Annotated in this window: 23 protein-coding genes and 1 pseudogene; 17 read left to right on the plus strand and 7 right to left on the minus strand. The window is 70.4% G+C overall.

Going from position 1 to position 22,036, the window contains the following annotated elements:
• The first annotated feature begins 1 nt into the window (after nucleotide 1).
• Nucleotides 2-823: an ABC transporter permease gene (locus tag KHC27_RS10985; protein ID WP_213338852.1), complete on the plus strand. Its 822-nt coding sequence runs from the start codon at nucleotides 2-4 to the stop codon at nucleotides 821-823.
• Nucleotides 811-1,530 carry an ABC transporter ATP-binding protein gene (locus tag KHC27_RS10990; protein ID WP_213339029.1) on the plus strand — a complete coding sequence of 240 codons (720 nt, stop codon included), beginning with the start codon at nucleotides 811-813 and terminating at the stop codon, nucleotides 1,528-1,530. Before KHC27_RS10985 ends, KHC27_RS10990 begins: the two co-directional genes overlap by 13 nt.
• A 246-nt stretch (nucleotides 1,531-1,776) precedes the next feature.
• On the opposite strand, the gene fae is transcribed toward KHC27_RS10990, so the two are convergent.
• A complete protein-coding gene (fae, locus tag KHC27_RS10995; RefSeq protein ID WP_213338857.1) occupies nucleotides 1,777-2,283 on the minus strand; it encodes a formaldehyde-activating enzyme in 507 nt (168 codons plus the stop codon).
• Nucleotides 2,284-2,808: 525 nt separating this feature from the next.
• On the opposite strand from fae, the gene KHC27_RS11000 reads away from it, so the two are divergent.
• The 11 genes and pseudogenes from KHC27_RS11000 to KHC27_RS11055 all read left to right on the plus strand — a co-directional run bounded on the left by KHC27_RS11000 (nucleotide 2,809) and on the right by KHC27_RS11055 (nucleotide 11,412).
• Nucleotides 2,809-3,018 carry a hypothetical protein gene (locus KHC27_RS11000; protein ID WP_213338859.1) on the plus strand — a complete coding sequence of 70 codons (210 nt, stop codon included), beginning with the start codon at nucleotides 2,809-2,811 and terminating at the stop codon, nucleotides 3,016-3,018.
• A gap of 354 nt (nucleotides 3,019-3,372) precedes the next feature.
• Nucleotides 3,373-3,828: a cupredoxin domain-containing protein gene (locus tag KHC27_RS11005; protein ID WP_425514873.1), complete on the plus strand. Its 456-nt coding sequence runs from the start codon at nucleotides 3,373-3,375 to the stop codon at nucleotides 3,826-3,828.
• A gap of 182 nt (nucleotides 3,829-4,010) precedes the next feature.
• Nucleotides 4,011-4,262, plus strand: a complete 252-nt coding sequence (locus tag KHC27_RS11010; protein WP_213338860.1) for a histidine kinase — start codon at nucleotides 4,011-4,013, stop codon at nucleotides 4,260-4,262.
• 121 nt (nucleotides 4,263-4,383) lie between these two features.
• Entirely contained in the window at nucleotides 4,384-6,015 is a 1,632-nt protein-coding gene (locus KHC27_RS11015) for a sensor histidine kinase (RefSeq protein WP_246519806.1), read from the plus strand.
• Nucleotides 6,012-6,701 (plus strand): response regulator transcription factor, encoded by a 690-nt coding sequence (locus tag KHC27_RS11020; protein ID WP_213338861.1) that lies wholly within the window; start codon nucleotides 6,012-6,014, stop codon nucleotides 6,699-6,701. Before KHC27_RS11015 ends, KHC27_RS11020 begins: the two co-directional genes overlap by 4 nt.
• A 198-nt stretch (nucleotides 6,702-6,899) precedes the next feature.
• Nucleotides 6,900-6,977: a pyrroloquinoline quinone precursor peptide PqqA gene (gene pqqA, locus KHC27_RS11025; protein WP_213339033.1), complete on the plus strand. Its 78-nt coding sequence runs from the start codon at nucleotides 6,900-6,902 to the stop codon at nucleotides 6,975-6,977.
• 51 nt (nucleotides 6,978-7,028) lie between these two features.
• On the plus strand, nucleotides 7,029-7,946 hold the full coding sequence (gene pqqB / locus KHC27_RS11030) for a pyrroloquinoline quinone biosynthesis protein PqqB (RefSeq protein ID WP_213339034.1): 918 nt from the start codon (nucleotides 7,029-7,031) through the stop codon (nucleotides 7,944-7,946).
• Nucleotides 7,943-8,989 (plus strand): annotated as a pseudogene (gene pqqC / locus KHC27_RS11035) (pyrroloquinoline-quinone synthase PqqC). The gene pqqB and the pseudogene pqqC overlap by 4 nt, the downstream one beginning before the upstream one ends.
• Nucleotides 8,986-10,134 (plus strand): pyrroloquinoline quinone biosynthesis protein PqqE, encoded by a 1,149-nt coding sequence (pqqE, locus tag KHC27_RS11045; protein ID WP_213338869.1) that lies wholly within the window; start codon nucleotides 8,986-8,988, stop codon nucleotides 10,132-10,134. Before pqqC ends, pqqE begins: the two are co-directional and overlap by 4 nt.
• A gap of 22 nt (nucleotides 10,135-10,156) precedes the next feature.
• Nucleotides 10,157-10,840: a hypothetical protein gene (locus tag KHC27_RS11050; protein ID WP_213338871.1), complete on the plus strand. Its 684-nt coding sequence runs from the start codon at nucleotides 10,157-10,159 to the stop codon at nucleotides 10,838-10,840.
• Nucleotides 10,841-11,118: 278 nt separating this feature from the next.
• Nucleotides 11,119-11,412 carry a hypothetical protein gene (locus KHC27_RS11055; RefSeq protein ID WP_246519866.1) on the plus strand — a complete coding sequence of 98 codons (294 nt, stop codon included), beginning with the start codon at nucleotides 11,119-11,121 and terminating at the stop codon, nucleotides 11,410-11,412.
• A 92-nt stretch (nucleotides 11,413-11,504) separates the two neighbouring features.
• On the opposite strand, the gene KHC27_RS11060 is transcribed toward KHC27_RS11055, so the two are convergent.
• The 4 genes from KHC27_RS11060 to KHC27_RS11075 all read right to left on the minus strand — a co-directional run bounded on the left by KHC27_RS11060 (nucleotide 11,505) and on the right by KHC27_RS11075 (nucleotide 15,549).
• A complete protein-coding gene (locus KHC27_RS11060; protein ID WP_213338873.1) occupies nucleotides 11,505-12,335 on the minus strand; it encodes a quinoprotein dehydrogenase-associated SoxYZ-like carrier in 831 nt (276 codons plus the stop codon).
• Between the two features lie 63 nt (nucleotides 12,336-12,398).
• The gene (locus KHC27_RS11065; protein ID WP_343210892.1) at nucleotides 12,399-13,211 is read right to left on the minus strand and encodes a TrmH family RNA methyltransferase; all 813 of its coding nucleotides are present in this window, start codon (nucleotides 13,209-13,211) and stop codon (nucleotides 12,399-12,401) included.
• Nucleotides 13,208-15,022: an ABC-F family ATP-binding cassette domain-containing protein gene (locus tag KHC27_RS11070; protein WP_213338878.1), complete on the minus strand. Its 1,815-nt coding sequence runs from the start codon at nucleotides 15,020-15,022 to the stop codon at nucleotides 13,208-13,210. Before KHC27_RS11070 ends, KHC27_RS11065 begins: the two co-directional genes overlap by 4 nt.
• 125 nt (nucleotides 15,023-15,147) lie before the next feature.
• Nucleotides 15,148-15,549, minus strand: a complete 402-nt coding sequence (locus tag KHC27_RS11075; RefSeq protein ID WP_213338880.1) for a VOC family protein — start codon at nucleotides 15,547-15,549, stop codon at nucleotides 15,148-15,150.
• A 181-nt stretch (nucleotides 15,550-15,730) separates the two neighbouring features.
• Here KHC27_RS11075 and KHC27_RS11080 point away from each other — a divergent pair, with 181 nt between their 5' ends.
• From KHC27_RS11080 to KHC27_RS11095, 4 genes are all read left to right on the plus strand, one after another.
• Nucleotides 15,731-17,161, plus strand: a complete 1,431-nt coding sequence (locus tag KHC27_RS11080; RefSeq protein ID WP_213339038.1) for an FAD-binding oxidoreductase — start codon at nucleotides 15,731-15,733, stop codon at nucleotides 17,159-17,161.
• A 199-nt stretch (nucleotides 17,162-17,360) separates the two neighbouring features.
• Nucleotides 17,361-18,497, plus strand: coding sequence for a tonB-system energizer ExbB (gene exbB, locus KHC27_RS11085; protein ID WP_213338881.1), 1,137 nt, complete (start codon nucleotides 17,361-17,363; stop codon nucleotides 18,495-18,497).
• A 24-nt stretch (nucleotides 18,498-18,521) separates the two neighbouring features.
• Nucleotides 18,522-18,995 carry a TonB system transport protein ExbD gene (gene exbD, locus KHC27_RS11090; RefSeq protein WP_213338884.1) on the plus strand — a complete coding sequence of 158 codons (474 nt, stop codon included), beginning with the start codon at nucleotides 18,522-18,524 and terminating at the stop codon, nucleotides 18,993-18,995.
• Entirely contained in the window at nucleotides 18,992-19,894 is a 903-nt protein-coding gene (locus tag KHC27_RS11095; RefSeq protein ID WP_213338887.1) for an energy transducer TonB, read from the plus strand. The genes exbD and KHC27_RS11095 overlap by 4 nt, the downstream gene beginning before the upstream one ends.
• Before the next feature lie 67 nt (nucleotides 19,895-19,961).
• Here the strand turns inward: KHC27_RS11095 and KHC27_RS11100 are convergent, their stop codons facing one another.
• Both KHC27_RS11100 and KHC27_RS11105 read right to left on the minus strand, forming a co-directional pair.
• Nucleotides 19,962-20,969: a dipeptide ABC transporter ATP-binding protein gene (locus tag KHC27_RS11100; RefSeq protein ID WP_213338889.1), complete on the minus strand. Its 1,008-nt coding sequence runs from the start codon at nucleotides 20,967-20,969 to the stop codon at nucleotides 19,962-19,964.
• Between the two features lie 9 nt (nucleotides 20,970-20,978).
• Nucleotides 20,979-21,968 carry an ABC transporter ATP-binding protein gene (locus KHC27_RS11105; protein ID WP_213338891.1) on the minus strand — a complete coding sequence of 330 codons (990 nt, stop codon included), beginning with the start codon at nucleotides 21,966-21,968 and terminating at the stop codon, nucleotides 20,979-20,981.
• Nucleotides 21,969-22,036: the final 68 nt, after the last annotated feature.

A 22,036-nucleotide genomic window follows, 5' to 3' on the forward strand; every position in this document is an offset into this window, starting at 1 on the left:
CATGGCCGAAGCGGCGCGGGACGACCTGCCGCAGCCCGCGGCGGCACCGCACTCCCTCGCGACCGGCGGCCCCCGCCGCGCCGCCGGCCGGCTCGCCGTGACGCTCGGCTCGCTGGTGCTGCTGGTGGGCCTGTGGCAGGTGGCGGCGCTGATCGTCGCCTCGCCGCTGCTGCCGGGGCCGATGGCGGTGCTGCACGCCTTCCTGCGCGCCAGCGAGACCGGCACCCTGCCGCGCAACGTCGCCATCACGCTGGGCCGCGTCGCCGCCAGCTTCGCCATCGCCATGGCGATCGGCGCGGCAATCGGCATCCTGCTCGGCCGCTCTCCGGCGCTGGACCGGGTGTTCGGGCCGTGGCTCATCGTGCTGCTGAACCTGCCGGCGCTGGTCATCATCATCCTCTGCTATGTCTGGTTCGGGCTCACCGAGGCGGCGGCGGTGACGGCGGTGTCGATCAACAAGATTCCCAATGTCGCGGTCACGCTGCGCGAGGGGGCGGCGGCGCTCTCGCGCGATCTCGACGAGATGGCCCGGGTGTTCCGCTTCGGCCGCGGCCGCACGCTGCGCCACGTGGTGCTGCCGCAGCTCGCCCCCTTCTTCGCCGCGGCCGCCCGCTCCGGCCTCGCCCTCACCTGGAAGATCGTGCTGGTGGTGGAACTGCTCGGCCGCTCAAATGGGGTGGGCTTCGAACTGCAGACCGCGTTCCAGCTTTTCGACGTCGCCACCGTGCTGGCCTATGCGCTGGCCTTCACGGTGGTGGTCCAGATCATCGAGATCGGCATCATTCAGCCCTGGGAGCGGCACGCCGGCCGCTGGCGGCGATGACGGCAGTCGATGTTCTCATCCGCGCCAAGCGCTTTCCCGGCCCGGCGGGGGGCGAGCGCGTGCTCTACCGCGATTTCGCCCTTGCGGTGGCGCCGTTCTCCTTCGTGGTGCTGCTGGCGCCCTCCGGGCTCGGCAAGACGACGCTGCTCAACATGATCGCCGGGCTCGACCGCGACTATGACGGCCGGATCGGCTTCGGCACTGCCGGCCCGCCGCGCATCGCCTATGCCTTCCAGAGCCCGCGCCTGCTGCCCTGGCGCACCGTGGAGGAAAATGTGGCGCTGCCGCTCGGCGAGGACGCGGCGGCGCGGGCGGCGGCCCGTGCCATGCTGGAGGAGGTGGGGCTGGCCGATCAGGCGCAGGCCTATCCCGAGCGGCTCTCGCTCGGCCAGCAGCGCCGGGTGGCGCTGGCGCGGGCCTTCGCGCTGGCGCCGGACCTGCTGCTGATGGACGAGCCCTTCGTCTCGCTGGACGAGGCCGGCGCGGCCCGGCTGCGTGATCTGCTGCGCCGGCTGCTGGCGCGGCGGCCGGCGACGGTGCTCTTCGTCACCCACGACACCCGCGAGGCGGTGGAGCTGGGCAGCCGCATCGTGCGGCTGGACGGACCGCCGGCGCGGATCCGGCGCGACCTCGCCGTCGATCTCGACCTCGCCGCCCGGCGGGGCGCGGCGGGCGAGGCGCTGCGCGGCGACCTGCTGGCGCCCTGAGCGGACGGCGGCGCTTTTTCCCGGAACCGGCCTGAGGCTGCCGATGGCCATGAAAAAGGCCCGGAACACGGGGTTCCGGGCCTTTGGGAGTCGGCTTCGACGAAGGCGGCGAGGCCGCCCACGCTCCTTCCGGAAGCGAGGGCGGATGCGCCCTCACTTGTTGAGAAAGATCGCCGCTAACCGCTGGAGCAGACCCTTCGGCGGGGCCGCGGGCGGAGGTGTTTTCTGCCCAGGGTTGCTTCGGATCTACGCCGCGAAGGGGTGCTTCGCGGAGGAGGCCTGCGCGAGGACGTCCTTCGCCTTGGGCTCGCCGTTGACGGCGCGCTTCAGGGCTTCCTTGGTCGCCTCGTAGTTGAACTGCTGGATCTTCGCGTCGTCTGCGGCTTCCCAGTGGATGAACACGCCGACCGAGATGAACAGGTCGTCGGCTTCGTCTTCCGGGATGGTGCCGTCAGCCACGCTGTCGACAACGGCCTTCGCCACCGCATACTGGGCGGGGCCAAACATCTGGACGGCCTGACGGGCGTCCTTGATGGTTACCTTGTTGAACAGGATGGTGTTCGGCTTGGCGAGCAGGTTCGGGGTCACGACCGCGAGCAGCGACGTGAAGCCGTCCTTGTTGTTGGTGAGGGCGTTCACGAACGCGCTCTCGGCCGCGCTGCCGCGCGGTCCGATGATGAGGTCGATATGCGCGACTTCGTTGCCGTCGCCCACGAGCGACTCACCGATCAGAACCTTGTTGATCTTGGCCATCTAAATCCTCCCAAACGGGGTTGCACACTCAAGAGACAGGAAGCGTCTCTCTTTGATGTCCCGGCTATCTTTGTTGCAGCGTTTGAAGCACCAAACCGGTTGGCCCGATAGCTCGACCGACACGTCACGGGCGGGAGACTAGTTCCGGTTCACGGCTCCCTGCAAGGGAATCTTCGTTGCGAGCGCTGCTTTTGTCGGCGTTCTTCACGGTTTCGATGAAGCCCCGGCGGCGCCCCCCGGCGGTATCGGAACGGCTTCGCGACGTTCGGCCGCGGCTTGGCGCGGTGGTCACGCGGTAGTCATGCGGCCGGAGCGCGCGCCTATTCCTTAACCGGCGCTCGGCTTTCCATGTTGCAGTGCCGTCATGGAGTCCCGCCCCGCCCGGCCCGAAACCCGCGGGGACGGTCGATCCGGCGCCCCCGCCGCGCCGTAACGGGGGTGGCGGCTTGGCATACCAATTGCTCTCATCCGTTCGTCTAGGGAAGAACGCTCGGGTAGCCAGGTCCACTCTAAAAGGATCCAGCCATGGAGCTTATCCTGTCTATCTGCCTGATTGCCTCTCCCGGCGTATGCAAGGAGGAGGCGGTCTCCCTCAACATCGAGCAGGTCGGCCTGCCGGTGCAGTGCCTGATGGGTGCCCAGCCCATCATTGCGGAATGGTCCGAAAGCCACCCCAAATGGCGGGTCACGCGGTGGCGCTGCGGCCGGCCGGGCGACGCCGGCAAGGACATCTGATCCCACCCTCTCGGGACTTCGTGTCGCGTCCCCGGTCATGGATCCTGACGGAGCGGTGGCCGGTCCGGCCCCGACTCCCTGCCGCCCGCGACCCGGTGCCGCGCCGGGCCGGGCCGCGCCGGCCTGTGGCGCGGGTCTTCCGCAGCGGCGTGCGCCTCTCGCGCGCGATCCGCCCGGAAATGATAAAATATTCATAAGAATCAATTCGCTAGACACGATATTACGGTCCACCTAGGCTTTTGTCGGGAATAATTCCCGGCGTGGAACGGCATGTTCCCGGTGTTTGCCCGGGATCGCGCGCCGTCCACCGGCAAGACGTCAGACAAGACGCCGACAGACGCCAAGGAGAAGCGCATGACGAGAGGCCATCACCGTCTTCGCACGGGCCTGATCTTCACGGCCCTGCTGGGCGCCGCCCTGATGTTCGGCGCGCCCTCGCACGCCATCGACCTCGCCAAGGGACGGCAGGACCTGCCGGAAATCGTGCTCGGCGACACCAATGGCAATGACTTCGCCGTTCCGGTGAAGGACATCACCATGGAGGGCGGCAAGTCCTACCGCCTGAACATCACCTCGAATGGCGGCAAGGAATACAAGTTCATGGCGCCGGAGTTCTTCCGGAACGTCTGGCTCAACCAGATCGTCGTCAATCATCTGGAAATACATCCCTACGGCGCGCCGCATCACCTCGAGTTCGACGATGCCGGCACGATCTCGGTCGAGTTCGTGCCGATCCGCACCGGCACCTTCAAATGGTGGATCGAGGGCCTCGAAGAGAAGGGCATGGTCGGCACCCTGACCGTGAAGTGACCTGAGGGGGCACGGCAGGAGCCGGCCGCCGTGCCGGCGCCCGCGCGGTGCCCCGCCGACATCCCGAAAAGGCCCTGCCTGGCGCGCCCGGCTCCCCCGGTCATGGCGCCGGGCGCGGGCGTCCGACACCGGCATCGCCGGACATCACGCGCACCGGCGAAGCCGGGCACCGGAGGAAACCCATGACACGCACGCTCGCCACGGCCGCCGCCGTCCTCGTTCTCGGCCTCGGAACGGCGGCCTTCGCCGACGACGCCAAGCAGTGCAGCGACGGCATCACGTTCCTGAAGGCCGAGGCCGCCAAGAATCCGCCCAAGGCCACGCTCGACAAGATCAAGAAGGCGCTGAAAGGCGCGGAGCGGGAGCTGGGCGAGAAGGAATATGACGAGTGCATCGACTATGTGAACGACGGCAAGAAGGCGGTCTCGGGCTGAGCCCGCCCCGGCCGCCCGCCTCCTCCAGCCGGCCGTTTCGTGCTGCGGTGCAGCGTGCGCGGCCGGGCGGGACGTGAAATCATCGCCTCCCGCCGGGGAGGCGGGGCGGGACCGCGTTCGCATGCTGCGCAACTATCTTTCTTCCTTGCGGGGCCGCATGGCGCTGCTGCTGGCGGTCGCCGTGCTGGTCACGGCGGTGTCGGCGGCGGCGCTCATCGGCGTGCTCGGCCGCGCCAATGCGGAGGTCGACCGTCTTGCCTCGGCGCAGACGCGGCTGGAACTGCTCTCCAGCCTGTCCGGCCGCATCGGCGACTACGCGCTGATCGCGCTGCAGGCGTCGCAGCAGCCGGACGGGCTGGGCAACCTGCCGAAAGCCCGCGACCGGGCGCGGGAATCGTTCCAGCGCTTCGAGGAAACGCTGCGCCGGGATGTCATGCGGCTGTCCGGCGAGGAGCCGCAGACCTTGATGGCGGCCCGCAGCCGCACGCTGGCCCGGCTGCGGGCGCAGTTCGAGGTGCTGGACCGCCAGGTCCAGTCGGCGATGATCTCGCCCCAGCGCCAGATCGGGGTGCGGGTGGCGCTCGACGTGTTCGCCGCCGGCTTCGGCCCGCCGCTGGGCCTTGCCATGGAGGAGGAGCGGACCGAGGCGCAGAGCGCGCAGGCCGCGGTGCGCGAGCTGCGGGAGCGCACTATCCGCTGGAGCCTCGCCGGCGTGCTGTTCGCGCTGGTGCTTTCCGCGCTGGTCTATCATCGGCTTGGGCGTTCCCTCATCAACCGGGTGGCGGAGGTCTCCGCCGCGGCCTCCGAGATTTCCCGCGGGCGCACCGACACCCGCCTCACCGTGACCGGGCATGACGAGCTCAGCCTCGCCATGGCCCGCTTCAACCGCATGGCGCTGCACCTCGCCCGCCGCGAGGCGCGGCTGATGGCCGACCAGCGCCGGCTGCAGGAGATCGTCGACGCCCGAACCGCCGAGCTGCGCGGTGCCAATGAACGGCTTGAGCTGGTGGACCAGTCCCGCCGCCGCTTCTTCACCGATGTCAGCCACGAACTGCGCACCCCGCTGACGGTGATTCTCGGCGAGGCGGAGATCACGCTGCGCGGCACCCCGACGCCGGAGGACCTGCGCGCCGCGCTGGTCGTCATCCAGTCGCGCGCCCGCCGGCTGCACCGCCGGGTCGAGGACCTGCTGCGGATCGCCCGCTCCGAAAGCGGCCAGATCGAACTGGAGCGCCGGGAAGTCGCGGTCGGCACGCTGCTGGGGGATGTGGTGGACGACACCGCCCCGCTGGCGCGGGCGCGCGGCATCACGCTCGCGGTGGCGGACGAGCCGGGCCTCGCGGTGGAGGCGGACCGGGAATGGCTGCGCCAGGTGCTGGAGGGGCTGGTCGCCAATGCCCTGCGCCACTCCGCCGCCGGTTCCACCATCCGGCTCACCGCCGGGCTGGAGGGCGCCGAGGCGCTGATCACGGTGCGTGACGAGGGCGACGGCATCGCCCGCGACGAGCTGCCGCACGTCTTCGAAAGGTTCTGGAGGGGGGCTTCGGGTACCCGTCAGGGCAGCGGCTTCGGCATCGGTCTCGCGCTCGCGAAATGGGTGGTGGAGCGCCACGGCGGCACCATCGCCGTCGAAAGCCGCACCGCCCAGGAGGCCGCGGCGGAGGGGGCGCCCGGCGGGCCGGTGCCCGGAACCTGCGTCTCGGTGCGGCTGCCCGCCCTCATCCCGCATGCCACGCTGGAGGCTGCCCAATGACCATCCTGATCGTCGAGGACGACGCCGATATCGGCTCGCTGCTGCGGCGCGGCTTCTCCTCGGAGAGCTATCAGGTCGAGCTGGTGGGCGATGGCGAGCAGGCGCTGAAGGCCGCCAACGGCAAGGCGCTGGAGGCGATCATCCTCGATGTGATGCTGCCGGGGCGCTCCGGCATCGAGGTGTGCAAGGCGCTCCGCGCCGCCGGCCAGACCGCGCCGATCATCATGCTGTCGGCCCGTTCCAGCGTCACCGAGCGCACCGAAGGGCTGCTGGCGGGGGCGGATGACTACATCGTGAAGCCGTTCGCCTTCGAGGAGCTGCTGGCGCGGGTGAAGGTGCAGGCGCTCCGCCGCAGCACCGGCGAGGAGGAGGTGCGCCAGCTCACGGTCGGCCCCCTGACCCTTGATCTCGATGTCCGCCAGGCCCATGTCGGGGATGCGAAGGTTCGCCTCACCGAGCGGGAAGTCGAGCTTCTGGCGCTGCTGATGCGCCACGCCGGAGAGCCGCTGGCCCGCGGCGACATCTTCGCGGCGCTGTGGGCGGGTCATGGCGGAGCGTCCCTCAACGTGGTGGATGTCTATGTCGGCTATCTCCGCCACAAGCTGGCCGAGGTCGTCGGCAGCGGCGAGCAGCTCATCGTCACCGTTCGCGGCCGCGGCTTCATGTTCGAAGCCCCGGTAGCCTAGGCTGCGGCACCACGTTGTTTGTGCGCTGCGGTATTGGCATCTGGCATAATGTGGACCTAAAAGAATTACATCGGTGTTCTTGACGCGAACGGTCGGAATGACCAATGTAAAACTGTCGCCCATTAAATTCGATGGCGATATCAGTCTCTTATGATCTTCTTAGTAAGGTCCTGAGACATTCAAACCGGAGGAAGCACAATGGCCTGGTCGACCCCCTGCATCGTCGAAGTCTGCGTCGGCATGGAAGTCAACGCCTATATGCCCGCCGACTTCTGAGGCGTGAGGCGGGGCGTTTGGTAAGGCATCATGCCCGCTTCCACGCCCCGCCTGCGTCTTCTCGTGCTCGGCTCGGCAGCCGGCGGGGGATTTCCCCAATGGAACTGCCGTTGCCCGGTGTGCGCGCTCGCCTGGGAGGGTGATCCGCGTGTTCGGCGGCGGACCCAGACATCCGTCGCGGTCAGCGTGGACGGCGAGCGCTGGGCACTGGTCAATTGCGCGCCCGAGATCCTGCACCAGATTCAGGCCGTCCCGGCCCTGCATCCGCGTAATGGCCGCCGACATTCGCCGGTGGCCTCCGTTCTTCTCACCAATGCCGATATCGACCACATCGCCGGCCTGCTGAGCCTGCGGGAATCGCAGCCTTTCCGGCTGCATGCCACTGCCGCCATTCATGGCGTGCTGGCCGCCAACAGCGCGTTCGATGTTCTGGCGCCCGAGCATGTGGAGCGGCGCACGGTCGGCTTTGGCGACCCGTTCGAGGTGGTCGCCGGCATCACCGCCGAGATTTTCCCGGTGCCCGGCAAGATCGCGCTCTATCTGGAGCGTGGCGAGATCGAAGCCTCCGGCGCGGTGGCCACCACGGTCGAGGGCGAGCAGACGGTCGGGGTCGAGCTGAGCGACGGCGCGGCGCGGGTGCTGTTCATTCCCGGCTGCGCGGTCATGACCGAGGCGCTGCGCGCCCGTCTTGAAGGCGCCGACGCCGTTCTGTTCGACGGCACGGTCTGGCGCGACGACGAGATGGTGGCCGCCGGGGTGGGCACCAAGACCGGCGCGCGCATGGGCCACATGGCGATGTCCGGCCCCGAGGGTTCGCTTGCGGCCTTGTCTCAGATCAAAGTAAAACGGAAGATCTTCGTACACATAAACAACACCAATCCGGCGCTTGTCGAAGGATCGCCGGAGCGCCTCGCAGTCGAAGCTGCGGGTTGGGAAGTTGCCGAAGATGGGATGGAGATCACGCCATGACAACATTGCTTTCGCCGGAAGAGCTGGAAGCGCGGCTGCGGGACGTCGGCAAGCGCCGGTACCACAGCCTTCACCCGTTTCATAAGCTGCTGCATAATGGCGAGCTGGATTTCGGCCAGGTCCAGGCCTGGGCGCTGAACCGCTATTACTACCAGGCGATGATCCCTGTGAAGGATTCGTCCATCCTCGCCCGGATGGAGGAGCCGGAGCTGCGCCGGGCCTGGCGCCAGCGCATCATCGACCATGACGGCGACCGGGAAGGCGAGGGGGGCATCGCCCGCTGGATCAAGCTGACCGACGGCCTCGGCCTCGACCGCGACTATGTCACCTCGCTGCACGGCCTGCTGCCGGCCACCCGCTTCGCGGTGGACGCCTATGTCCATTTCGTGCGCGAGAAGTCCCTGCTGGAAGCCATCGCCTCCTCGCTCACGGAGATGTTCTCGCCCGGCATCATCGGCGAGCGTGTCGCCGGCATGCTGAAGAACTATGATTTCGTCTCCAAGGAGACGCTGGCCTATTTCGACAAGCGCCTGACCGAGGCGCCGCGCGATGCCGATTTCGCGCTGGACTATGTGAAGCGCCACGCCCGTACCCCGGAACAGCAGGATGCGGCAATCCGGGCGCTGGAGTTCAAGTGCGACGTGCTGTGGGTGCAACTCGACGCACTGTATTTCGCCTATGTGGAGCCGAAGATGGCCTATCCCGGAGCGTTCGTGCCGAGCGCGGCCTCGCCGCCGACCCGAGAGGGCGCCTGAGTGGCGCCCGCACTCGCCCCCGCCGGCATCCCGCGGCTCGCCCGCGGGGTGCGGCTGCGCCATGACGAGGCGCGCGGGCAGTGGGTGCTGCTCGCGCCCGAGCGCGTGCTGCATCCCGATCCGGTGGCGGTGGAGATTCTGCGGCGGGTGGATGGCGCCCGCACCATCGACGCGATCGTCGACGACCTGATTCTCGCCTTCGCCATCGACCGCGAGCGGGTGGCGGGCGATGTGGACGCCTTCCTGGCCAATCTGGCCTTGAAGGGCATGGTGGAGGTGGCGACATGAACGTGGCGACCCTTCCGGACACCGGTGCCGCGCCGCTGGCCCGCCCGCCGGTGCCGCCGCCCTACGGCATGCTGGCGGAGCTGACCCACCGCTGCCCGCTGCAGTGCCCCTATTGCTCGAACCCGGTCGAGCTGGACCGCCGCAACGCCGAGCTCGACACGCAGACCTGGCTGCGGGTGTTCTCCGAGGCGGCGCGGCTCGGGGTGCTGCAGGTGCATCTGTCCGGCGGCGAGCCCACCTCCCGGCGCGACCTTGAGGAGATGATCCGGCACTGCGTCAAGGTGGGGCTCTACACCAACCTCATCACCGCCGGCGTCGGCATCACCCCGGAGCGGCTGCAGGCGATCTCCGACGCCGGCGTCGACCACGTCCAGCTCTCGTTCCAGGGGGCGGACGCGGCGACCACCGATCTCGTCTCGAATTTCCGTGGCGCCCATGAGCGCAAGCTCGCCTTCGCCGCGCAGGTGCGGCGCCTCGGCCTGCCGCTCACCGTCAATTCGGTGGTTCACCGGGCCAATATCCACCAGATCCCGGATTTCATCGAGCTGGCGCTGACGCTCGGCGCCAAGCGGGTGGAGATCGCCCATTCGCAATATTACGGCTGGGCGCTGCGCAACCGGGCGGCGCTGATGCCGACCCGCGAGCAGGTGTTCTGGGCGCTGGAGATCGTCGAGAAGGCGCGCGAGCGGCTGCGCGGCGTGCTCACCATCGACGCGGTGGTGCCGGATTATTACGCCAAATACCCCAAGCCCTGCATGAATGGCTGGGGCAAGCAGTCGCTCAACGTCACCCCCTCCGGCAAGGTGCTGCCCTGCCACGCCGCCGAGACCATTCCCGGCCTCGACTTCTGGAACGTGCGGGACCACAGCCTGCCGGAGATCTGGCAGGATTCGCCGGCTTTCAACGCCTATCGCGGCACGGACTGGATGCCGCCGCTGTGCCAGGGCTGCGAGCGCAAGGAAATCGACTGGGGCGGCTGCCGCTGCCAGGCGATGGCTATTGCCGGGGACGCCGCCGAGACCGATCCCGCCTGCCATAAGTCCCCGCTCCACGCCCATCTTCTCGCGCTCGCCGAGGAGGACGCCGCCCGGCAGGAGCAGCCTTTCGACTATCGCCGTTACCTGCAGCCCGACCGGGCTTCGTGACGTGCCGACCGGAGCTCACGTCATGCGTCGCCTTCTCGCCCGTCTCGCCGTGGTGGCCAGCGTCTCCCTCTCCGGCGCGGCGGCCCTGGCCGCGCCGACCGGCGCCGCGCTGTTCTTCGAGACCCCCTTCCTCGCGGCCCTGCCGGCGGGAACGACGCTTTCCTACAGCTACCGCCACACCACCTCAGACCCCTCGCTCGGCGAGAGCTTCGACGAGAAGATGGAGATGAAGATCGAAGCCGCGCCGGAGGACGCCGCCAAGCGGGTCGCCGATGTCGACATCTTCCGGGGAAGCCAGCATCGCGAGGCCGGGCCCTTCCCGGTCGCGCTCGGCAATCCGCTGGCGCTCGTGCTGCTGGAGCGGGAGGCGAAGGAGATCGCCCAGCTCACCAAGGGCAGCCCCTTCTACATCCGCAACCGGATGAAGGAGGCACTGATGAACGGCACGGCGGAGGACATCCGCATTTCCTACGCCGGCAAGGACGTGCCGGCCTGGAAGCTGGACATCGCGCCCTTCGCCACCGACCCGCACAAGGAGCAGCTGCTGGAGATCGCCAATCGCCGCTACAGCTTCGTCTTCTCCGAGGCGGTGCCCGGCGGGCTCTATGAGGTGAAGGTGGTCACCCCCAAGGCCGACAAGTCCGGCGCGATGATCGAAACGGTGGTGACGCTCTCCGGCAGCACCACCGCAGCCCCGGCGCCGTAACACGAAACGCCGCCCGCGCCCCGGCGGCGCGAAGGACGGCAGCAACAGGGAGAACGTCCATGCGCAGGATCGCGGGTCTCATCGTCGCTGGCGCGCTGGTGCTCGGCAGTTCCGGGGGCGCGCTGGCGCAGACGGCCGCCACGGGAACCGGCGACAGCGGCGCGAGCGCCTCGTCAGCGGCGTCGTCTTCGCCCTCGCCGGCGACGCTGGCGACCACAAACCCCGCCACCGGCCAGCCGCTGCCGGTGGGGGTGAGCCGGCCGGCGCAGCAGGTCACCATGCCGGCAGGGCTGGTGAACGACTATCCCACCGTCGCCCGGGCGGACTATGTCTTCGCCTGTATGGCCGCCAATGGCCAGACCCGGCTGTCGCTGGAGAAGTGCTCCTGCTCCATCGACACCATCGCGACCATCCTGCCCTATGAGAAATATGTCGAGGCGGAGACCATCCTCTCGGTCGGGCAGGTGGCGGGGCAGCAGGCCGAGGTGTTCCGCGCCACCGGCATGTTCCGCGACATGGTGGCCGATCTGCGCCGGGCGCAGGCGGAGGCAGAAGTCACCTGCTTCTACTGAGCGCCGGCCGGACGCGGCCGGGCGCGCCGCGCCCGCCGCGCGGGGTGCCCCACATCCACCCCGTCGCGGGCGCGCGGCGCGCGCCTTGCGCGTCAGCTCCCCGGCTTCAGTTCGCTCTCGAAGTTGCGCCCGGTGGTGTCGGCGGCATCGACCCGGATCTGCTTGCCGGTGGGCTCGTAGGAGAACTGCAGGGCAGGGTCCTCGCTCAGCGAGATGCCGCCGGTCATGGAGAGGATCAGCTCGTCGCCCTGCTTCACCTCGATGCGGTCGACATATTGCGCGGGGATATAGAGCCGGGTCACCTGGTCCATCTGCAGCCCGGAATAGTTGGGGTGGCGGATCATGAGCTGCACCCGCGAGAGCCGGGTGGCCTGGGTGGCGTCGCCCTGCTGGCCGTTCTCCACCACTTTCAGCTTCATCTGGCCGATGTTCCGCAGCGCGGCTTCCTCGTCCTTCATCGCCGGGGCGGAGCAGCCGCCCGAGGCCTTCACGAAGCGCTCCGTCATCTGCAGCGAGCCGTCGGAAAGCTCGGCGACGGCGCGGATATAGGAATAGGAGTTGACCCGCAGCCGGGTGCCGAGGCTGAGGTCGCGCCGCTCGCCGCCGAAGCTGAAGGTGGCGGCGACGGGGGCGGGGTTCTCGTCGACGATAAGGGTGAGCTTCTTCACCGTGCGGCTGTCGCCGGCCGGAAGCGCCACCACGACGTCGACCGGCACCATGGCGGCGTCCTCGGCCCGGGTGGGGGCGGTCAGTGTCAGCAGCGGGCTCTTGTCGGCGATGGGCCGGTCGCCGAACACGTCCGGCTTCAGTTCCTGCCAGGTCTGGCCGGAGGCGGCTTCCTCGCCGGCGGCGGCGGTCCCGACCCCGGCGAACAGGGTGAGAGCCAGGATAGAGCTGGCCAGAACGGCCTTGGCGTAGTGCATGACGTCCTCCGGTGCCTCGCCGCCGGTCGTTGATCGCCGGGCGCTGACCATCGGATCATACGCTCATCCCGCGTGGATTGCAGTCACATGATGCAGAGCGATGCCGGCCGCGGTGGCGACGTTCAGCGAATCGAAATGGCCCCGCATCGGAATGCGCACCGTCAGGGCCCGCTCCATGATGCGCGCCGGCAGGCCCGGCCCTTCCGCACCGAGCAGCAGGGCGGTGCGGGCCGGGGGGCGGCAGTCGGACAGGGCCTGCGTGCCCGCGGGCGTCAGGGCCAGCGGGGTGAAGCCATGCGCCACCACGAGATCGAGCAGCGCGTCGACCGCGCCGCCGCGGGCGAACGGCACCATCAGCGCCCCGCCGACCGATACCCGGATCGCCTTGCGGTAGAGCGGATCGCAGGAGGCGGTGTCGAGCAGCACGGCATCGACGCCGAAGGCCGCTGCGTTGCGGAAGATGCCGCCGATATTGTCGTGGTTGGAGACGCCCGAGACCACGAGCAGGGTCGCCGCCGCCGGCAACCCGGCCAGCAGGGCGTCGGCGTCGGCCTCCGCGCCGCGCCGGCCGATGCCGAGTAGCCCGCGGTGGATGTGGAAGCCGGTGATGCCGTCGAGCACGGCCTGCCCGGCGGTGTAGACCGGCAGGTCCTGCGGCGCCTGCGCCAGCAGCGGGGCCAGCGCTTCGACCCGGCTTTCCGCCAGCAGCAGCGAATCGAGCGGAAAGCGGTTGCGCGGCGACAGCGCGACGTCGAGCACGGTGCGGCCTTCGACGATGAAGCGGCCGGCCCGCCCGACGAGGTCGCGCTCGCGGATGGCGTGGTAGGCGTCGATGCGCGGATCGTCGGGCGAGGCGATGGGGATGAGCGGCCTCACCCCTCCAGCTCCTCGCGCAGCATCTCCAGCGCCAGCCATTCCTCCTCGGCCTTGGCGAGCTCGGCCTGGGTGCGGGTCAGCTCGGCGGTCGCCTTCTGGAAGCCGGCGGGATCACGGGTGTAGAAGTTCGGCGTGTGCAGCGTGTTGCCGAGCCGGGCGACGTCGGATTCGAGCTGGGCGATGCGCTTGGGAAGCTGCTCCAGCGCGTGCTTCTCCTTGAAGGAGAGCTTGCGCCGGGACGCCGGCCTGGCGGCGGGAGCGCTCGCCGGGGCCGGCTTGTCCGCCCGCTCGGCCTTCTCCTCGATCGCCCGGGCCTTCACCCCATGGCCGCGCTGGGCCACCATGTCGGAATAGCCGCCGGCATAGACCGTCCAGTTGCCGTCGCCCTCGAAGGCGATGATGGCGGTGACGGTGCGGTCGAGGAAGTCGCGGTCGTGGCTCACCAGCAGCACGGTCCCGGCGTAGTCGTCGATCATCTCTTCCAGCAGGTCGAGCGTTTCGAGGTCGAGGTCGTTGGTCGGCTCGTCCAGCACCATCAGGTTGGAGGCCTGGGCAAGCGCGCAGGCCAGCAGCAGCCGGCCGCGCTCCCCGCCCGAGAGCTTCGACACCGCGGTGCCGGCCTGTTCGGGGGTGAACAGGAAGTCCTTCATGTAGCCGATGACATGGCGCGGGTTGCCGCCGATGAACACCTGGTCGCCGCGCCCGTCGGTCAGCGTGTCGCGCACCGAGCGATTGGGGTCGAGCGCGGCGCGGCGCTGGTCCAGCGTCGCCATCTCGATATTGGTGCCGAGCTTGGCCTTGCCGCTGTCGGGGGCGAGTTCGCCGGTGAGCATCTTCAGCAGCGTGGTCTTGCCCGCGCCGTTCGGCCCGACGATGCCGATGCGATCGCCGCGCTGGATGCGGATGGAGAGATCGCGCACGATGACGCGGTCGCCATAGCTCTTGGCGATGTGCTCGGCTTCCATCACCAGCTTGCCGGAGACATCGGCCTCGGTGGCGGTGACGGCGATGGTGCCGACCGCGCGGCGGTGGTCGCGGAACTGGGCGCGCAGATCCGCCAGCTCGCCGACGCGGCGCATGTTGCGCTTGCGCCGGGCGGTGACGCCGTAGCGCATCCAGTGCTCTTCCGCGACGATCTTGCGGGCGAGCTTCTGCTGGTCGCGCTCCTCCTCCTCCAGCACCTGGTCGCGCCACTCCTCGAAGAAGGCGAAGCCGCGCTCCATCCGCTTGGTGCGGCCGCGGTCGAGCCACACGGTGGCGCGGGTCAGGTCCTGCAGGAAGCGGCGGTCATGGCTGATGAGCACCAGCGCCGAGCGCATCGAGGTGATCTCGCTCTCCAGCCATTCGATGGCGGGCAGGTCGAGATGGTTGGTCGGCTCGTCGAGCAGCAGGATGTCGGGCTCGGGCGCCAGCACGCGGGCCAGCGCCGCGCGGCGGGCCTCGCCGCCGGAGAGGTTGGCCGGGTTTTCCTCGCCGGTGAGGCCGAGCTCGTTCAGCAGGTAGAGCGCGCGGTATTCCGGGTCGCCCGGCCCCATGCCCGCCTCGACATAGGCCAGCGTCGTGGCGAAGCCGGAAAGGTCGGGCTCCTGGGGGAGGTAGCGCACCGTGGCCCCGGGCTGGGCGAAGCGGGTGCCGCTGTCCTGTGATACGAGGCCGGCCGCGATCTTCAGCAGCGTCGACTTGCCCGAGCCGTTGCGGCCGACGAGGCCGAGCCGCTCGCCCTGCGAGACGGAAAGCTCCGCCGATTCGAGCAGCGGCGTGCCGCCGAAGGTGAGGGCGATGTTCTGGAGAAGCAGAAGGGGAGGAGCCATGGCGGGGGGATAGGGGCAAAGCCGCGCCGGGGCAAGGGGGCGCGCGCGGCGGCCGGGCGGCAGCGCCCGGAAACACGCCTCCGCGCCCGTCGCGTGGTGCCTCCGGCCGCGCCGGGGAGCGCCCTTCAGCTTTCCCCGTGGCGGTGGAACACGCAGGCGAGCTTGTTGCCGTCGGGGTCGCGGACATAGGCGGCATAGAAGCCGGGGCCGTAGTGCGGCCGCAGGCCGGGCGCGCCCTCATCCCGGCCGCCAAGGGCCAGCGCCGTGCGGTGGAAGGCGTCCACCGCGGCGCTGTCCGGGGCGCGGAACGCGACCATGGTGCCATTGCCGCCCGAGGGCGCCCCACCGTCGAAGGGCTGGCACAGCCACAGGCTGACCCCGTCGTCATAGTCGGCGCCATAGCCTTCGAAGCCGGGCACGGCGTCGCCGCGGCGGGCATGGCCGAGCGGCGCCAGCAGCGCATCGTAGAAGGTGGTGGCGCGGGCGAGATCGGCGACGCCGAGGGTGGTGTAGAGGATGAGCGACATGGCTGCCTCGGAAGCGGTGGGGGCCCCATCGTTCCCCGCCCGGCCGCCGGCGTAAACTCCCCTGCGCACCTGACTTCGGCCCGCGCTGGCCCTAAGCTGCGCAACCCTGTCGCCACGAATGCCGGATGCCCCCATGTCTGCCGTGCCCGCCGCTGCGCCTGCCGCCCCTGCGCCCGATGCGATGCGCGCGGTCGAGGGGCTTGTCGCCCGCCTTGCCGCCCGCCTTGGCCCGGCGCATGTGCTCACCGCGCCGGAGGACATCGCCCTGCACCTGCGGGAGGAGCGGGGGCTCTATGCCGGGCGCACCCCGGCGGTGGTGAAGCCGGGCTCCACCGAGGAGGTGGCCTTCGTTGTGGCGGCCTGCGCGGAGGCGGGCGTGCCGATCGTGCCGCAGGGCGGCAATACCGGCCTTGTCGGCGGGCAGATGCCGTTCGGCGAGGTGCTGCTGTCGCTGACCCGGCTCGACCGCATCCGCGCGGTGGACCCGGTGGACATGACCATGACGGTCGAGGCCGGCTGCATCCTGGAGGACATCCACCGCGCCGCCGAGGGCGAGGGCTGCCTGTTCCCGCTCCACATCGCCTCGCAGGGTTCCTGCCGCATCGGCGGCAACCTTGCCACCAATGCCGGCGGCACCGCCGTGCTGCGCTATGGCAACGCCAAGGAGCTGGTGCTCGGGCTGGAGGTGGTGCTGGCGGACGGGCGGGTGTGGAACGGGCTGAAGCGCCTGCGCAAGAACAATGCGGGCTACGACCTGCGCCAGCTCTTTCTCGGCACGGAAGGCACGCTCGGCATCATCACCGCCGCCGTGCTCAAGCTGTTCCCGCGGCCGGCCCAGCGGGTCACCGCCTTCGCCGGCGTGCCGGACCCGCGCGCGGCGCTGGCGCTGATGAAGCGCCTGCGCGAGGAGGCCGGCGACGCCCTCACCACCTTCGAGCTGATGGCGAGCTTCGGGCTGGAAACCGTGCTGAAGCACATGAGCGGCACGGTGCGCCCGCTCGGCGCGGCGTATCCCTGGTATGTGCTGGCCGAGCTGTCGGCGCCGACCCGCGCCTTCGATCTCGGCGCGCTGATGGAGGCCGGGCTCGGCGCCGCCTTCGAGGCGGGCGAGGTGCTGGACGCCACGATCGCCGCCAGCGAGGCGCAGGCGGCGGCGCTGTGGCGGCTGCGCGAGGACATGTCGGAGGCGCAGAAGCACGAGGGCGGCTCGGTGAAGCACGACGTCTCGGTGCCGGTGTCCCGTGTGCCGGAATTCCTGGAGCGGGCGCTGCCGGCGGTGGAGGCCCGGCTGCCGGGCCTGCGGCCGTGCCCCTTCGGCCATGTCGGCGACGGCAACATCCATTTCAACCTCAGCCAGCCGGTGGGCATGGACAAGGCCGCCTTCCTCGCGCTGTGGGAGGATTTCAACCGCATCGTCCACGACATCGTGGCCGACATGGACGGCTCCATCGCCGCCGAGCACGGCATTGGCCGGCTGAAGCGCGACGAACTCGCCCACTACGCCGATCCGCTTGCGCTGGAGCTGATGCACCGGCTGAAGCAGGCGATGGATCCCATGGGATTGCTCAATCCCGGAAAGGTCATCCTTACCGAGGAACAGTCTTCCTCATGATTGGAAGAATTAAAATGTAGTACTTGGCGAGGTTCTGTTCTTTTCAACGATTCTACATTTATCGAATCCTGGCATTTTATATTGTCGCAGCCCGGCGGACGGGTTTAAGGATGCACGACACTTGGACAGTGCCGGTGCACGACCTGCTGCCCGCTGATGCACGCGATCGCGCACCGGACGCCCGGAACGGGATATCCTCATGCGCAAGCTCCGCCGGCCCTCGCGGCTCGTCTCCTCGCCTTTGCCCGGCCTCGCGATCCTCGCCGTGGCGGCGCTGATCGGGCTGGGGCAGGTCGCGCTGGCGCAGGCGGAGCCGCCCGCGCCGGCGGCCCCGGCCGCCACACGGCCGGTCGCGCCCGCCCCGGTGGCTACGCCGGGAGCCTCCGTGCCGCCCGAGGTCGTCGCGCCCCCCGCGCTTTCCGTGCCGGCCACGCCTGCTGCGGCTGCCGCGCCCGGGTCCGCCGGGGAGGTTGCGCCGGCCCCGGCCGATGCGGCGATGCCGATGGAGCCGGCGCCCGCCGCTGCGACACCCGGCATCGCCCTGCCGCATGATCTGTCGCCCTGGGGCATGTTCATGGCGGCGGACTGGGTGGTGAAGGCGGTCATGCTCGGCCTCGCCTTCGCCTCGGTCGTCACCTGGACCATCTGGCTCGCCAAGTCGCTCGAACTGATGGTCGCCTCGCGCCGCCTGCGCCGGGCGCTGCGCGGCCTGCTGGCCTCGGCCACGCTGGAGGCCGGCCATCGCGCCACCGGCGAGGCCGCCGGACCGGCGACCGCCATGGTGCGGGTGACGGAGCTGGAGCTTCAGCGCTCCGGCGAGCTGCCGGCCGAGGGCATCAAGGAGCGCGTCGCCATCTCGCTCGGCCGCATCGAGGCCGGCGCCGGCCGGCGCATCACCCGCGGCACCGGCATTCTCGCGACGATCGGCGCCACCGCACCCTTTGTCGGCCTGTTCGGCACGGTGTGGGGCATCATGAATTCCTTCATCGGCATCGCGAAAACCCAGACCACCAACCTCGCCGTGGTGGCGCCGGGCATCGCCGAGGCGCTGCTCGCCACCGCCATCGGCCTCGTCGCCGCCATTCCGGCGGTGATCATCTACAACCATTTCAGCCGGCAGGTGTCGGGCTATCGCGCGCTGCTCGGCGACACCTCCGCCGAGATGCTCCGCCTGCTCTCGCGCGACCTCGACCGCCGCGATGTGGCGCGCGCGGCGCGGCAGGACACGGCGCGGCAAGAGACGGCGCGGCAGGAGCGCGAGGTCCGCGAGCGCGACGCGCGCGAGACCACGGCGCAGGCCGTGCAGAAGCGGCTACGCGCCGCCGCGGCGGAATAGGCCGGCACAGCAAGGAGCCCACCCATGGCCGCGAAGCTCCACACCGGGGATGGCGACGACCTGCCGGAAAACCACGAGATCAACGTCACCCCCTTCATCGACGTCATTCTCGTGCTGCTCATCATTTTCATGGTGGCGGCGCCGCTTTCCACCGTCGATGTGGCGGTCGATCTGCCGGCCTCCACCGCCCAACCGCACCCGCGGCCGGACAAGCCGGTCTATTTCACCGTGAAGGGCGACCTCGGCCTCGCGCTGGGCAATGAGGACGTGCCGCGCGATGGCCTCGCCGCCGCCCTCGCCGCCGCCACCGCCGGCAACAGGGACACCCGCATCTTCCTGCGCGCCGACAAGGCGGTGCCGTATGGCGACCTGATGGAGGTGATGAATCTGCTGCGCGGGGCCGGCTATCTCAAGATCGCGCTGGTCGGGCTGGAGGCCGTGCCCGGCGCGCCGGCCGCTGCCGCCAGCCCGGGCAGTCCCGCCCCGGCGGCGCCATGAGCGTCCTGCTGCTGCAGGCGGAGGGCCGGCGCCATCGGCTGGCCGAGGGCGGGCGCTGGCTCGGCTGCGGGGTGGTGATCCTCGGGCTCCACGCCGGCGTGGTCGGCTATCTCGGCAGCCGGCCGCTGGAGATGCCGGCGGAGGCCTCCGCCCCCATCATGATCGAGCTGGCGGAACTGCCGGTGGCGCCCGCCGCCGAGCCGGTGGAGCTGCCGCCTGGCCCGCAGATGGAGCAGGCCGACGAGGCGCCGGAGGAGGTGCCGCCGGACCCGCTGGCCGAGGCCGAGGATGCCCCGCCGCCCGAGCCGACCCCGCCGGTGGAGGAGCCGCTGCCCAAGGTGGATCCCACCCCGGCGGAGAACATCGAGGTGCCGCTGCCCCCGCCCATGCCGCTCGCCGCCGAACTGACGCCGCCGAGGGAGGCGCCGGAGGAGAAGCCCGTTGAACGGCCGAAGCCGCGGCCCAAGCCGGCGCAGAAGCCGAAGCAGAAGCCCAAGGTGATCGCCGACAAGCCGCCGGCGCCGCGCACCTCCGCCGCCGCCTCGATCGACGCGCCGCGGGCCGATGTCGCCGCTGCGCCGAATGCCGGCGTCAGTTCCTCCGCCCGCGCCACCGCCGCGAGCTGGCGCAGCCGGCTGCTGGCCCACCTCAACCGTAACAAGCGCTATCCCGGCGAGGCGCGGGCGCGGGGGGAGCAGGGCCAGCCCCGCGTCGCCTTCACCATCGACCGCAGCGGCCGGGTGCTGGGCGCGCGGCTGGTCGGCGGCTCCGGCAGCGGCTCGCTGGACGAGGAGGCGCTGGCCATGGTGCGGCGGGCCTCGCCCTTCCCGCCGGCGCCGCCGGAGGTGGCGGGCGGGCCGTTCACCTTCACCGTGCCGGTGAATTTTTCCATGCGTTGAGCCGGCTGGGTGTGCCGTCAGGGCCGGCGCGGGTGCCGTCACTGGCCGGCGCGGCGCCGGCCGCGCCTCAGGCCGCCGCCGCCTCGCGCCGCATCGGGGTGGGGCCGGGTGTGTCCTGCGCCGCCCAGCAGGCGACGAGGCGGCCGGCCTTGGTCTCCAGCGGAGGCATCTCGCTGCGGCAGCGCGCCATCACCAGCGGGCAGCGCGGGTTGAAGGGGCAGCCGGTCGGCGGGTTGAACGGGGAGGGCAGTTCCCCTTCCAGCACGATGCGGTCCTTCTTCGCGCCGGGGTCGGCCATCGGCGTCGCCGACATCAGGGCGCGGGTGTAGGGGTGCTTGGCCGCGCTGAAGATGGCGTCGCGCGGGCCATGCTCCACGGCGCGGCCGAGATACATCACCATCACCTCGTCGGCCATGTGGCGCACCACGCCGAGGTCGTGGCTGACGAAGACATAGGCGACGCCGAGGCCCTCCTGCAGTTCCACCAGCAGGTTCAGCACCTGCGCCCGCACCGAGACGTCCAGCGCCGAGACCGGCTCGTCCAGCACCAGGATCTTCGGCTTCAGCACCAGCGCGCGGGCGATGGCGATGCGCTGGCGCTGGCCGCCGGAGAACATGTGGGGGTAGCGGCCATGGTGCTCCGGCCGCAGCCCGACCCGCGCCATCATGTCGAGGGCGCGGGCGCGCCGCTCCGCCGCGGGCAGCGGGGTGTTGACCAGCAGCGGCTCCTCGATGGCGGCACCGATGGTCTGGCGCGGGTTCAGCGAGCCATAGGGGTTCTGGAACACCATCTGCACCTCGCCACGGTAGCGGCGGCGGGTGGCGGCATCGGCCTCGGCGACGTCGACCCCGTTGAGGAAGAGCGAGCCCGCGCCCGGCGCCTCGATCATCGTCAGCATGCGGGCCAGCGTCGACTTGCCGGAGCCGGATTCCCCCACCACCGCCAGCGTCGAGCGCGGGGCGAGGCGGAAGCTGATGCCGGCCACCGCCTTCACGGTCGCGGGGGCGGAGAGGAAGCCGCGGGAGACCTCATAGGACTGGGCGAGGTTCACCGCCTCGAGCACGGGCTGGGTCATCGTCGTCTCCTAGGCCGCGGCCGGGGCGCGCTGCGGCACGCCCTGGACCAGCGGGGTGTGGCACAGCGCGAGCCCAAGCTCGGCGCCGGCGCGCGGCGGCGGCACGGTGCGGCAGCGCTCGGTGGCGAAGCGGCAGCGCGGGGAGAAGAGGCAGCCCTTGGGCCGGTCGGCGAGGCCCGGCACCACGCCGGGGATGGAGGGCAGCAGGCGCCCGCTCGCCCGCTCCGGCAGCGCGGCGAGCAGGGCGGCGGTGTAGGGGTGGTGCGGGTCGCGGAACAGGCCCTCGGTCGGCTGCATCTCCACCTGCTGGCCGGCATAGTGCACGCAGACCCGCTGCGAGGTTTCCGCCACCACTCCCATGTCGTGGGTGATGAGCACCAGCCCCACCCCGTTCTCGCGCTGCAGCCGCACCAGCAGGTCGAGGATCTGGGCCTGGATGGTGACGTCGAGCGCGGTGGTGGGCTCGTCGGCGATGATGAGCTTGGGCCGGCAGGCCAGCGCCATCGCGATCATCACGCGCTGGCTCATGCCGCCGGAGAGCTGGTGGGGGAAGGCCCGGAGCCGCCGCTCGGGCTCGGGGATGCCGACCTCGTTCAGCAGCGCGATGGCGCGGTCCCGCCGTGCCGCCCGGCCGAGGCCGAGATGGGTCTTCAGCGCCTCGCCGATCTGGAAGCCCACGGTGAAGCAGGGGTTGAGGCTCGACATCGGCTCCTGGAAGATCATGGCGAGGTCGCGCCCGATGATCCGGCGCCGCTCGCGCGGGGTCATCGCGGCGAGGTCCTTGCCGTCGAACATCAGCCGGTCGGCGGTCACGGTCGCAGTCCACGGCAGCAGGCCCATCACCGCCAGCATGGCGACCGATTTGCCCGAGCCGGACTCCCCGACGATGGCGACCAGCTCGCCCGCGGCGACATCGAGGTCCACCCCGTCCACCGCGCGGAACGGCCCGCGCGAGGTGGCGAAGGAGACGGTGAGGTTGCGGATGGAGAGGAGGGTCATGAAATCCGGGACCTCTCGTGCTATATGGAGGATGACGTGGAAGGCTGCTTCACACAGGAGGTTCTCAT

Origin of the sequence: Ancylobacter lacus (assembly GCF_018390635.1) — a bacterium.
GTDB lineage: Bacteria > Pseudomonadota > Alphaproteobacteria > Rhizobiales > Xanthobacteraceae > Ancylobacter > Ancylobacter lacus.